General features: G+C 32.6%; 15 protein-coding genes. 9 read left to right on the forward strand and 6 right to left on the reverse strand.

Going from position 1 to position 12186, the window contains the following annotated elements:
* Positions 1-316: 316 nt before the first annotated feature.
* Complete coding sequence (locus tag U9R23_00740) at positions 317-862, reverse strand: hypothetical protein (protein MEA3474965.1); 546 nt, start codon at positions 860-862, stop codon at positions 317-319.
* Between the two features lie 305 nt (positions 863-1167).
* On the opposite strand from U9R23_00740, the gene U9R23_00745 reads away from it, so the two are divergent.
* The 4 genes from U9R23_00745 to U9R23_00760 all read left to right on the forward strand — a co-directional run bounded on the left by U9R23_00745 (position 1168) and on the right by U9R23_00760 (position 4021).
* A complete protein-coding gene (locus U9R23_00745; GenBank protein MEA3474966.1) occupies positions 1168-1689 on the forward strand; it encodes an NTPase in 522 nt (173 codons plus the stop codon).
* A gap of 151 nt (positions 1690-1840) precedes the next feature.
* Positions 1841-2404 carry a sigma-70 family RNA polymerase sigma factor gene (locus U9R23_00750; protein MEA3474967.1) on the forward strand — a complete coding sequence of 188 codons (564 nt, stop codon included), beginning with the start codon at positions 1841-1843 and terminating at the stop codon, positions 2402-2404.
* Between the two features lie 143 nt (positions 2405-2547).
* Entirely contained in the window at positions 2548-3009 is a 462-nt protein-coding gene (locus U9R23_00755) for a hypothetical protein (GenBank protein ID MEA3474968.1), read from the forward strand.
* Between the two features lie 22 nt (positions 3010-3031).
* A complete protein-coding gene (locus U9R23_00760; protein MEA3474969.1) occupies positions 3032-4021 on the forward strand; it encodes a PDZ domain-containing protein in 990 nt (329 codons plus the stop codon).
* A gap of 89 nt (positions 4022-4110) precedes the next feature.
* Here U9R23_00760 and citF read toward each other — a convergent pair whose 3' ends face one another.
* From citF to U9R23_00785, 5 genes are all read right to left on the reverse strand, one after another.
* Positions 4111-5655 carry a citrate lyase subunit alpha gene (gene citF, locus U9R23_00765; GenBank protein ID MEA3474970.1) on the reverse strand — a complete coding sequence of 515 codons (1545 nt, stop codon included), beginning with the start codon at positions 5653-5655 and terminating at the stop codon, positions 4111-4113.
* A gap of 47 nt (positions 5656-5702) precedes the next feature.
* A complete protein-coding gene (locus tag U9R23_00770; GenBank protein ID MEA3474971.1) occupies positions 5703-5861 on the reverse strand; it encodes a hypothetical protein in 159 nt (52 codons plus the stop codon).
* A gap of 220 nt (positions 5862-6081) precedes the next feature.
* Positions 6082-6360, reverse strand: a complete 279-nt coding sequence (locus U9R23_00775; protein MEA3474972.1) for a pyridoxamine 5'-phosphate oxidase family protein — start codon at positions 6358-6360, stop codon at positions 6082-6084.
* A gap of 129 nt (positions 6361-6489) precedes the next feature.
* Complete coding sequence (locus tag U9R23_00780) at positions 6490-6978, reverse strand: hypothetical protein (protein MEA3474973.1); 489 nt, start codon at positions 6976-6978, stop codon at positions 6490-6492.
* A gap of 161 nt (positions 6979-7139) precedes the next feature.
* Positions 7140-8480, reverse strand: a complete 1341-nt coding sequence (locus U9R23_00785) for a PhoH family protein (protein MEA3474974.1) — start codon at positions 8478-8480, stop codon at positions 7140-7142.
* 213 nt (positions 8481-8693) lie between these two features.
* Between U9R23_00785 and ribE the strand changes: the two genes are divergently transcribed.
* The 5 genes from ribE to U9R23_00810 all read left to right on the forward strand — a co-directional run.
* Positions 8694-9164 (forward strand): 6,7-dimethyl-8-ribityllumazine synthase, encoded by a 471-nt coding sequence (ribE, locus tag U9R23_00790; protein ID MEA3474975.1) that lies wholly within the window; start codon positions 8694-8696, stop codon positions 9162-9164.
* 20 nt (positions 9165-9184) lie between these two features.
* Positions 9185-9625 carry a transcription antitermination factor NusB gene (nusB, locus tag U9R23_00795; protein MEA3474976.1) on the forward strand — a complete coding sequence of 147 codons (441 nt, stop codon included), beginning with the start codon at positions 9185-9187 and terminating at the stop codon, positions 9623-9625.
* A gap of 228 nt (positions 9626-9853) precedes the next feature.
* Positions 9854-10741: a glycosyltransferase gene (locus tag U9R23_00800; protein MEA3474977.1), complete on the forward strand. Its 888-nt coding sequence runs from the start codon at positions 9854-9856 to the stop codon at positions 10739-10741.
* Between the two features lie 51 nt (positions 10742-10792).
* Positions 10793-11131 (forward strand): nucleotidyltransferase family protein, encoded by a 339-nt coding sequence (locus U9R23_00805; protein MEA3474978.1) that lies wholly within the window; start codon positions 10793-10795, stop codon positions 11129-11131.
* A 123-nt stretch (positions 11132-11254) separates the two neighbouring features.
* Positions 11255-12186: C10 family peptidase (locus U9R23_00810; protein MEA3474979.1), on the forward strand; the 932-nt coding region annotated here is incomplete at its 3' end.

Below are 12186 nucleotides of genomic sequence, written 5' to 3' on the forward strand. Positions count from 1 at the left end.
TTAGCTGTTTTTTCTCTTAATACCCGATTTCATCTTCTATATCTTCCCATTAACTTTCCTTCAGCCAGAATATGCTTTTCTATTGTCTTCATAACCTTTTCGGTGAAGTGCCAGAGTTTAAGTTTAGCATTATTTGCCAGTGAGATTGAATCCTTCAATATTTTCTACTGATTCTAACGCAGGAATATTTTAGAGAAACCCATTGATACTTGTTGTATATCATATATAATCTGATGAACGAATGTTACGAAAAGGGCATTGGAATCATCACTTATCAATACTAAACACTTTGCATCTTTAGGAATTGGTTTACATTTCAATGATGGCGATGTTCTTTTTCCATACTAAAAATTGAACATTCAATATATTGAAAATCTCTGTATATTTTTTCATCTGGAAATGACTCTTCAAGAAGCGCAACCCACCTTCCAAAATCACCAATATCTTCTTGATATGTGTTATAAAGGCAATAAAATGGTACTACATATGCATGTTTATAAGAATTATTTTTATCAAAAAAGGCTATGCCTAATGCAACGGAAGGTTGATTTCCTTTTGTATATTCAATATATTCCTTTTCAATAATTTCATTAATAGTTTTAACCGTATCGGAGTGAGGAATTATTATTAATTGATAGTAAATATTTTCATCTTCGTATTTAGTGTTTAATAGAACTCCTATTCCAGTATCTGATGTGTGATTAATCCATGCTACTGGAACTTCATCATATTCTGTTATGTTATTAGAATCTTCACAAAAACAATAAGTATAAGAAATCAGTAGTGTGAACAAAACTAAAAACACAAATTTGCATAATACTTTTTTCCCCGATAAGTATCGGGATTTCACTTTGCTCAACATTTTTTCCTCCCATAATTAATTTTTTCATTCTATCCTGATACCAAGAAGTTAGTAGTAAATATACAATCAGACTGCATCTCACACTTTAACATTCCTACTATATTCGTGAGCATCTTTTTGCAATGCAATTAATTACATCAACAAAAGAATGTAAAAAACTTGCATTTCATTCACCATTAGTTATTTATTTGTATCCAAAAATGGAAAATAAATAAATGCCGTCAAGGAAAAATGAAAAAAATGAGGAATAGTGTTAGAAAATAAGTTATCAGCACTTAAAACTTTAGTCATCCATTTTTTACATTATGGCAAATAACATTTTGATTTCAGGTTATCCAGGAGTAGGGAAAACTACTTTAATAAACAAAATTATTAGAAAATTAAATTACAGAATTGATGGTTTTTATACCCACGAGAAAAAAGAATCTGGCAAACGAACTGGATTCTATATCACGGACTTTTCTGGAAATCAAATGGTAATGGCAGAAGTGAATTTTAAGTCTAAATATCGTGTAGGAAAATATGGGGTTAATGTAAAAGCATTTGAAAAGATTGGCATCCCAGCAATGGAGCGAGCTCTACATAATGCTGACTTGATCGTTATCGACGAGATTGGTAAAATGGAGATGTTCAGCAAGGAATTCTGTATAATATTAGAAAAAACATTCGACTCTCCAAAGCCTGTATTAGCAACAATTAAAAAGATTGATTGCAAATTAACTGCTAAATTGAAATCCAGAAATGATGTTGAGATATATGATTTAACAATTGATAATAGGGATGAAATGGTAGAAATTGTAGTTAAGAGATTATTGTCTTTTTTGTAGGACAAATGTCCCCATTTGTCTGTCTATAAAACTCTGGCAAATGTTTAAAACATTAGACTGGTTTCCAATTATCTATTTCATTGTATAAAAAATAATGTAACCATCCAATACAATTTCCGTTATATAAATAGAAAGCCAAAAGGATAAGATTTTGGAATGTGAAAAGAAAATAATCCTAAAAGCAAAAAAAGATATCAAAGCATTTGATTTTCTTTATCGGAAATACTTTCCAAAAATAAATAATTTTGTTTTTCATAGAGTGAATAATGAAGCAGAAAAAAACGATATTGTTTCAAATGTCTTTTTCAAAGCAATGAAACGATTACCTCTGTATCGTTTTAGAAATTCCAGAAACAGTGCTTTTTCTTCCTGGTTATTTAAAATTGCTGTAAATGAGATAAACCAGCATTACCGGAATATAAAGCGAGAAGAGAAGATTAAAAATAACCTGAAAAATAATCCTCAACCAGTTTCTCAAACACTTCCTGAAATAGATTTTGATATTGTTAAAGAGAAAATGAGAAATTTATCTTTATATGAACAAAATCTGATATCTTTAAGATTTTTTGAAAAAATGAAGAATAAGGAAATAGCTCAAATTCTTGGTAAAAAAGAAAGTACTATTAAGGTGCAGATTCACAGAACTATAAATAAGTTACGAAATTTATTAAGAGGGTGTAATAATTTCACCCCGTTAGATAATTTATATATTTAGATGATTAAATATTTCACAAAGTTTACTATCTAACGGGGTTAACTATTTTATAATGAAAGAACATATCCTCAATATTTTTATGATAAAAATAATTGATAGTGTAAAGATTGTTTTATTACATTCCCTAAATGGAGAAATAAATAATGAAAAATTTTGAAGAAAAATTACAAAAATTAAATATCCCCAAAATTGAAGACGACCCTTTTGAAGATGAGCTTAGAAATAATATTTTAAATAAATATTTTACCCCGGAAATAAAATACAAACACAAATTGAAATTCGCGTATGGTTTTGCATGCTTATTTGCTGTATTATTAGTTTTAACATTGATAAAACCACAAATTGCTAATAGGATTAACCAGTTTGCATTCCAGAAAAGTGAAGAGGTTGAGTTTCCGGCTGAAAGTGATTATCCATTAATTGGTGATATGACTTATACATCAATCTATAATCCAACATTATCAGATAAGATAGACCCAAATAGATATACAGAAGATAAAGCTTACATCATACGAAGGTATAAATCTCGTAATAACGAAACCGTAATGATTGTTTCTGAGTTTGACCAAAAAGCAAATTATAGTTCTACAAAAATTACATATTAAAAAATTACAGGAGGAAGAAAAAATGAAAACAAAAAAACAAATTCCAATTATTTTCTTAATTGGATTAATTGCAATGCTTGTATTAGTTTCCCAACTATCTGCTAAGTCAAAAGCATATTTGGGAGTCTATTTGAGTGACATACCTGAATCAAAATATGAGAAATATGGGATCAAAGGTAATTATGGAGTATTGATTCAAAAGGTAGTTAAAGATGGTCCTGCAAAAGAAGCAGGTTTGAAAAGTAAAGATATTATAGTAGAGATTAATGGAGAAAAAGTCTATACTCATAATCAAATTACAAAAATGCTTTCAAATTATGAACCAGAACAGGTTATAAAAATTAAAATACTCAGAGATGGTAAAGACAAAACCTTTAAAGTCACATTAGGTAAGAGAAAGGGATTATTTGGAGAGCAAACCAAAGCATATTTAGGTGTTTATTTAGAAGACCTATCAGATGAAGATTATGAAGAGATTGGTCTGGATGAGAATTACGGTGTATTGATTAAAAAAGTTGTTGATGATGGACCTGCAGAAAAAGCAGGCATTGAAGCCGATGATGTAATAATGGAAATTGAAAAGGATAAGGTGTATACTTCTGACCAGGTATCTAAGATGTTATATAACTTTGAATCTGGTCAGGAAGTAGAAGTTCTTGTATTTCGTTCTGGTGATAAGAAATCGTTTAGTGTAAAATTAGGAGAAAAAGAAATTGGTTTTCACGATTTTGATTTTGAACGGTTTTTTGATAAGCCAAAATCAGTTTTCGTTTACAAATATAAAGATGATGACACACTAAATACTGAGAAGGTTGAAATCTCTTTTGATGGCTTTAATATTTATATTGATGATGAAAATGAAAAGTTGCATTTTAATTTAAAGAACTTTCTTGAAGGACTTAAAAAACTGGAAAAATTGGATAAACTGGATTCTCTAAAAAATTTAGAAGAACTGCCTCAAATGAAGATTGATATAAATACAGATGAAGAAGCTTTAGGTGGGTCAATATAATTGGAATTCTTTAATAGCAATTCTCCTCATTAAAAAAGCCCTTTCCAAAATATTTTGAGAAGGGCTTTATTTTAATTATGAATTTTTATCTATTCATCAATTTCTCTTACAACATCAAGAATAGTACCATCGCGGTATTCAATAAGTGCGATTATCCCCTCTTTCAGTTTTGGTTTTTCTGGGACCCCTGTAATCTCTTCTACCTCTTTTTTAATATCTTGTATATCTCTAATCGGAAGCTTAGAATTCTTGAAATGCTCAATCAGGTCTTTTCTTCTGGGATTTATAGCAATTCCTCTTTCACAAACCATCACATCAATAGTTTCACCTGGAGTAGAAATTGTTGTAACTTCGTCTTTAATAATAGGCACTCTATTTCTGTAAGAAGGTACAACAATCATTGCTAACTTTGCTCCAGCCGCCACATCGGTATGTCCACCAATACCATGTAAGAGCAATCCATCAGAATGTGTGTTAACATTCACATTGAAATCAACATCAATTTCTGTGGCGCCTAAAAATCCAATATCCTGACGGTTTACAAGACAACCTTTGCTGTGATAGTTTGCATACATTGTCATCGGTGTTTCAGCATGATAAAGGTCATTTTTGAATGATTCAATTGCTTCTGTGTCAAACACCTGACCATCATAAAGAACATCTATTAAGCCTTCGTGAAGCATTTCTACAGCAAATTTAGTAACTCCACCGTTTATAAATCTTGCTTTGACTTTTTCCTTTCTCATAACATCTGCAAGGATTTTTGTAATAGCAAGCGAGATTCCACCAGCCCCTGTTTGGAATGAAAATCCATTCTTGAAATATGGAGACTCTTTAATAAACTGTGCAGCCATCCGGGCGATTTTCAACCTGGTTGGTGACCGTGTTATTCGTGTTGTCCCGGAAACAATTAACCCCGGGTCACCAATTCGGTCTACCTTTACTACATAATCAACATGAGTAGCTGGCACTGAGAAAGGCACAAGTGGATATGGTAACAAATTATCAGTTATTATTACAACTTTATCAGCATATTGCCAGTCAATTGCAGAATAGGCAAGAGGTCCACAAGCAGAAGGTCCATCTACTCCATTAGCATTACCGTAATCATCTGAGCTTGGTGCAGCAATAAATGCAACATCTATGTGGACATCTCCATCTTCTACAGCACGAACTCTGCCACCGTGTGTTCGCAAGACTGCAACGGATGGCAACCCGCCATACGAGACAAATCTGCCAACAGGTCCATTCATACTTCCTTGAATATTTCTGATTACACCACTTTTAATATGTTCTATCAAAGGTTTATGAACAGGAAATAATGCTGAAGGAAATAAAGTAAGCCCTTTAATTCCCATTTTTGCTATTTCATCAATAACCATATTAACCACAAAATCACCGTTACGAAGATGATGATGAAAACTGATTGTCATTCCATCTTTGAGCCCAACCGCTTTTATTGCTTCTTTAAGTGACGAAAGCAATTTTTTATCTCCTGGTTTACTAACCGGAATTGGCGGAGCAGCTCTTTTGCCACCTCCATTATCAACAAAAGCTCCTTGAAATGGTCTTAATTTTCTTCCTTCAATCTCATCAGGGATTAATCTTCCAACTGCATTTTTTGTAAATTTCATTATGTCTCCTATATTTTGGTAAGATGCTGTGATATTTTTTGATAAGATTATTTTTTCATTAACATTATACAAGTAAGGCAAGATGAAGCGAGCATTCTCCTCTCTTTAGCTATGTAACTTACTGATTTTTCATCAATTACTCCAGCCAAAAAAGTTACATCAAGCTCGTTTTTGTAAACGAGACTTCTTTTATTATAATCTTTCATAATTTATGTTAAACTATCTTGATGCTTGAAACTTGAAACTTGATATTTATATCACTACTCATTCGTGACTTGGTTCATAGATTCCTATCTCACCTGACCAACTATCTCTCCATTCAATTTTCTTAATGATGATTTTCAGTAAGCAAAACTCTTTAGACTCTGGCCCATCAGGGAAATGTTATGACAAATCAAAAGTTGCCAGCTTCCATACTCTCTTTTTCTATTCTAAATCTTGTATTATTTTAGCTTCGCCTATAAGAATAGCGGCTTTATCTCCGCGAGGTTGCTCCACAAAGGCAAGACAAATATTCGGATTCTGTCGCATCTGTTTTAACTTTCTTGAACTTCTGTAAGTCGTAACCCACACAGACAAGTTGTCCTCAACCATTGGAGATACTGGACGAACTCTTGGCTGGTCTTCATCGCAAGTAGCAAGATAAGCATGAAGAGAATTCTCTTTCATTATAGTAATCATCTTTTGCTTATCTGATGAATTCATGCTTTTGCCTCCTATTTTCTGATATTTTGGTTAACGCATTACGTGTTTGCGAAGTCCCGAAAGGATTTAGCAAAGCGCTGCAAACACACCGTTATACGCCGTTTTGCCATTCCCCCTATAAGCCACATTTTACATTTTTGATTTATTGCTCTCTGTCATTTTTAGAAATTCCCTTAATTCTTTTGCTCTACCAAACCTTTGCAATTTTTCATAAGCTTCTGCCTCATATTCTAAAGTAATAACAGGAAGTTTCATAGCCCTTAAATCAACAGAACTTATATAATCACATAAATTTATTGTCTCTTCCCATTTTCCATTTACATTCTTCTGAATATCTCCTATAATTTCAACTTTAACACCAATAATATTTAACTTACCGAAATGTGAACGAATGGTTTGAGTGGAACTAAACTGAACTTTCTTGGTTAAGAATTCAGACAACAATTCCTCTATTTTATATGCCCCTGATGCGTCTGTTTGGATGTCAATGTCATTTGGACTAATATCCATATCCTGTAATGCAAAATTTGTGCTGCCTGTAAAAGCCCATATAATATCTTGACTCTTTAATCTATCATAAATTGTTTTAATTGCATTTATTTGTTTTTCTGACAACACTTTTTATTCCTCCAGCAAAATGGCATATAACTAAACATAAACAAAATATTGCTTCCATACTACCTATTTGTTTCCCAAGTTTTCCACCTTCGCAATGCTTCCACCCTCCGTAGCAGAGCTACTGCGGAGGACGGGTCGGTGGACAGGCAAGTTTCCATTTTTTAAAGATACTTCGCCGCCATTTCAGCAAGTACAGAGCGCTCGCCTTTAATAAGAGTCACATGCCCAGCTAATTTTTCATCCTTAAATTTCTCAACCACCACACTTAAGCCATTGCTTTCTGAGTCTAAGTATGGGATATCAATCTGATAAGGGTCTCCTGTAAGGACTACTTTTGTACTATCTCCAGCTCTGGTAATAATTGTTTTCATCTCGTGTGGAGTAAGATTTTGGGCTTCATCAACAATCATAAATTGGTCTGGCAGGCTTCGTCCACGAATGTATGTCAAAGGTTCAAGTTCAATAAAACCATAATCCATAAATTCATCAAGAGATGAACTTCGTTTTCCAAATTTATTCTTTTCCGATTTTTGTTTTTCATGACTATGTAGTAAAATTTCCATATTATCATATATTGGTTGCATCCATGGATTGTACTTCTCTTTTTTAGTTCCAGGCAGATATCCAATATCTTTCCCGAGCGGGAAAATTGGACGAGTTACAACTAATCTTGTATATTTTTCTTCTTCAATAACTTTTCTCAATCCAGCGGCAAGTGCAAGAAGTGTCTTTCCTGTTCCTGCGATTCCAATAAGTGAAACGATTTTTATATTATCATCAAGCAGAATATCAAACGATGCCTCCTGCTCAGGATTCAATGCCTGAATGCCCCATATAGGGTTTTTATTATAATAACTTAAAGGAATTATAACATTTTCATCTTTGTGGTATTTAGCAATTATGTGATTAGAAAATCTTTTCTTCTCAAACATCAATATAAATTGATTATAACATTGAAGACCAAATATATTTTTCATTCTTCCCTTTTCTTTGAATTCTTCAATCTTTTCAGCGGTAGTTTCATATCTAAGAATACCAGTATATAATTCTTCAAAATTAACGGTTTCCTGTTCATAGTTAATTGCTTTTAGCCCAATAGCGTCAGCTTTAATTCTAACATTTGAGTCCTTTGAGACCATAATAACTTCATTATGAGGATTCTTTTTGTGCAGATGATATGCAGTGCCAATAATGAGATTGTCATTTTCATCTGTTATTAAAATATCTTCTATATCATCTGATATTTTATGTGCAAGAGAAACCTGTAGAGTGGAGCCATTTTTCAGTTTAACCCCCTTTGATAATGAATTCTGCTCTCGCAATTTGTCTAACAATCTGCTAACCTGTCTTGCATTTCTGCTTTTCTCATCCAGACCTTTTTTAAAGTTATCAATTTCCTCAATGACAGTTATTGGAATAACAACTTTTGCATTTTTATATGCAAACATAGCGTTAGGGTCATGAATTAGGACATTTGTATCCAGCACATAAATTTTTTCCATAAATTCCTTTCTTTATTCGTCATACGGTTTACGGTTGCGCGGCTCGAATCGTCATTCGTTAAACGCTAAACGGAACGATGTTCGTTAGCCGTTAACCGTTTCCAGCTTCGCCACCGATGGACGATAACCGAATATTTTTATTGACAATATAAAATCAATAACTTTGCAATGGAATTAAATGTCAATATTTTTGTAAAACCGACTGGAGGAAAGATGTATAATATAATTGAAGGCAAATATATTGCTGAAAATAAGAGCTTTGCAATTGTTGCCAGCCGTTTTAATGAACTTGTTTCCCAAAAATTAATTGATGGTGCTCTGGATTGTTTGAAAAGGCATAAGGCAGATGAGAAAAATATTACACTTATCTGGGTACCCGGAGCATTTGAGATTCCTTCTGTTGCTCAAAAATTGGCGGATTCAGATAAATATGATGCTGTAATCTGTGTTGGTGCAGTTATCAGAGGAGATACTCCACATTTTGAATACATCAGCGCGGAGGTTAGCAAAGGAATCGCTCAAGTTGGATTAAAAAGTAAAATTCCAGTCATTTTCGGCGTTTTAACTACAGATACAATTGAGCAGGCATTAGAGCGAGCTGGAACTAAAGCCGGAAATAAAGGATGGGATGCCGCACTTTCTGCAATTGAGATGGTTAATCTGATAGAAAAATTGTCCATTTAATCTTAACCGAGATAGATAGGATGGGTTCACGAAGAGAAGCCCGCAAAATAGCTATTCAAACTCTTTATGCACTTTGTTTAGATTCCAATGAATTTTCTCACGATTCTGTTGATAATTCAAAATATATAACTGAAAAACTATCTCAGATTATTGATTTTAATAACAGTCCGCTCAACGATTCCCAAAAGAAATTCTCTCAATTTCTGGTTGTTAATACACATCAACATCTGGAATTCATTGATGATTTGATAACACAATTTTCTGAACACTGGGATTTCAATAGAATCTCAATTATGGATAAGAGTATCTTGCGAATGGCAATAATGGAAATGGAATTTACTGACACCGCACCAAAAATTATCATAAATGAGGCGATTGAAATTGCAAAAAAGTTCAGTGGAGAAAAATCAGGTAAATTCATAAATGGCATATTAGATGCAGTTATGCATAGCAATAAGTAGGATGAAAAAAATTTATGTTAACTTTTTGAAAGAATTTCTAAATCCCAATTTCTAAACAATTTCAAACTTAAAAGAATCACTGGCTTGTGAATCTAGCGGATTGTGTATTAGTCTTGAATTTTGTATTTTGATCATTTGTATTTATTTAGGATTTAGAATTTTGTATTTAGAATTTTCAAATTTATTTTCTTAGAGAATAAGATACTTTTTCTTAAATTAAGGATTAATATGATAAAATGTAGTCTTGGAATTTTTGCATATAATGAAGAGAAAAATATTGGTCAACTTCTTAATGTTGTTGAAAATCAAGATTTGAATCAGGTTTCTATTGATGAAGTTATTGTTGTCTCAAGCAATTCCACAGATAGAACAGATGATATTGTCAGAGAATTTGCAAGTAAAAATCCCAAAATCAAGTTGATTGTTCAAGAAGAGCGAAAAGGAAAATCTTCAGCTATAAATATTTTTCTTAAAGAAGCAAAGAGTGATATACTGATAATAGAAAGTGCTGATACCATTCCTGCCAAAGATACTATAGAAAAACTTGTCCAGCCTTTTTCAGACGAGAAAGTGGGGATGACTGGTGGTAGACCAGAACCAGTAAACAGTCCAAAAAGTTTTATCGGCTTTGCTGTTTGTATGCTATGGAGACTCCATCATAAAATGGCAATGATTTCGCCAAAACTTGGAGAGATGGTCGCGTTTAGAAATTTAGTAAAAGAAATTCCAGAACACAGCCCTGTTGATGAGGCAAGCATTGAAGCGATTATCAGAAATTATGGATTAGAGAAAAAATATGTACCAGAAGCAATCGTCCATAATAAGGGTGCGGAAAATGTAGGTGACTTTTTGAAACAACGTCGTCGCATTTATGCTGGACATCTCTGGTTGGAAAAGAATCAAAATTATAAAGTCGTCACCCAGAAATCAGGCTTGATTATAAAATTTACTATGAAGGAATTCTCATTAAATATTATTAAAGATGCAAAGATAATTTTTACAATATTTTTGGAAGTTTTGGGACGATTTTTAGGCTGGTATGATTTTAAAATATTTAAAAAAAATCCATATAAATGGGAGATTGCAAGGTCAACGAAAGACTTGAGTCAAAAATGAAATTGATAATTAGGATACAGAACCACCCTTTTACAAAGAAAGAATAAGATTATGGCATATAGAAAATTAGATAATATAATTAAGAAAAAGATTATATCTATATTAGTTAACGCTGGTGCCAAAAGAATTGGAATTTTTGGTTCATTTGCAAATGGAACTGCTAATTCTACAAGTGATATAGATATTCTGGTAGAATTTTTTAAAAGAAAAAGTCTTCTTGAACTTGTTAGTATTGAAAGAGAATTATCAGAATCCATTGGAAGAAAGATTGATTTATTAACTGAAAAATCAATTAGCCCATATTTGATAGACAAAATTAAAAGCGAGGAAAGGATAATTTATGAAAGTGATTTCGCTGGTTCAGATTTGCTATCTGAACCAGACATTTAATTGTGTGGTTCAAGTTACAAACTTGAACCAGCTAAGTCAGTCTCGGCATCAGTCTCGGCAAGCGAGCCTTGACGGAAAGGATATTTTGCATAACTCATTACTTAATAACCAAATGGAGGAAAGATGAAAAAAATAATTACTTTTTTACTGTTAAGCCTATTTATATACTCTATGCTTTTCGCAAAAGAAGTTTCTACAAAAAAGGCAGAACAGATAGCAAAAAATCTCTATTATGAGAAAATTAATCAGTTCTTAACTGTCAAATATGAAGACATCAAATTTACAGATAAATTTACTATTAGCGATAAAGCAAATCCACTCTATTATATATTTAATCTAATCAATGATAAAGGATTTGTAGCCATAGCTGCTGAAGATAATGTTTATCCAATATTGTGTTATTCATTTAAAGGTAATTATAGTGAAGCTAATCAACCCCCTGCTTTTACAGAGTTAATGGAGAGCTACAAAAAGCAGATAGCTTTTGTTCAAAAAAATAATTTAAAAAGTACATCTAAAATTAATTTAGTTTGGGATAGATATAGCTCAAAGTCATTCAAACCAAATCATAATAGAGACAATGTAGAACCTTTGTTAACAACATGCTGGGACCAAGACCGTTATTATAATGAATTTTGTCCTGTTGACCCAGATGGTGCAGACGGTCATGCTAGAGTTGGTTGTGTGGCAGTGGCAATGGCACAAATTATGAAATATCACAGTTATCCATTCCAGGGTACAGGTTCACATAGTTATTATTGTTATGGCTATGGAACATTATCAGTTGATTTTGGAGCTGCCAGATACCATTGGAATAATATGCCTGATTATCTAACTGACTATAATTCAGAAGTTGCGAAAATATGTTACCACTGTGGAGTCTCAGTAGAGATGATGTATGGACCAGAAGGTTCTGGAGCATATTCTGAAGATGTGGGTCCTGCGTTAATTACTTATTTCAATTATTCTCCATCTGCACATTTAGAATATAAATGGGATTATACTACTACAGAATGGGAAAATCTTTTAAGAACTGAACTGGATTCTTATAGGCC

This window comes from Candidatus Cloacimonadota bacterium (genome assembly GCA_034722995.1).
In the GTDB taxonomy this organism is placed as follows: domain Bacteria; phylum Cloacimonadota; class Cloacimonadia; order JGIOTU-2; family JGIOTU-2; genus JAGMCF01.

Excerpts from the sequence above, each read along its gene's own strand:
- U9R23_00740 (MEA3474965.1), bottom strand. The coding sequence starts at position 862 with ATGTTGAGCAAAGTGAAATCCCGATACTTATCGGGGAAAAAAGTATTA.
- U9R23_00745 (MEA3474966.1), top strand. The coding sequence starts at position 1,168 with ATGGCAAATAACATTTTGATTTCAGGTTATCCAGGAGTAGGGAAAACT.
- U9R23_00755 (MEA3474968.1), top strand. The coding sequence starts at position 2,548 with ATGAAAAATTTTGAAGAAAAATTACAAAAATTAAATATCCCCAAAATT.
- U9R23_00760 (MEA3474969.1), top strand. The coding sequence starts at position 3,032 with ATGAAAACAAAAAAACAAATTCCAATTATTTTCTTAATTGGATTAATT.
- citF (MEA3474970.1), bottom strand. The coding sequence starts at position 5,655 with ATGAAATTTACAAAAAATGCAGTTGGAAGATTAATCCCTGATGAGATT.
- U9R23_00770 (MEA3474971.1), bottom strand. The coding sequence starts at position 5,861 with ATGAAAGATTATAATAAAAGAAGTCTCGTTTACAAAAACGAGCTTGAT.
- U9R23_00775 (MEA3474972.1), bottom strand. The coding sequence starts at position 6,360 with ATGAATTCATCAGATAAGCAAAAGATGATTACTATAATGAAAGAGAAT.
- U9R23_00785 (MEA3474974.1), bottom strand. The coding sequence starts at position 8,480 with ATGGAAAAAATTTATGTGCTGGATACAAATGTCCTAATTCATGACCCT.
- ribE (MEA3474975.1), top strand. The coding sequence starts at position 8,694 with ATGTATAATATAATTGAAGGCAAATATATTGCTGAAAATAAGAGCTTT.
- nusB (MEA3474976.1), top strand. The coding sequence starts at position 9,185 with ATGGGTTCACGAAGAGAAGCCCGCAAAATAGCTATTCAAACTCTTTAT.
- U9R23_00800 (MEA3474977.1), top strand. The coding sequence starts at position 9,854 with ATGATAAAATGTAGTCTTGGAATTTTTGCATATAATGAAGAGAAAAAT.
- U9R23_00805 (MEA3474978.1), top strand. The coding sequence starts at position 10,793 with ATGGCATATAGAAAATTAGATAATATAATTAAGAAAAAGATTATATCT.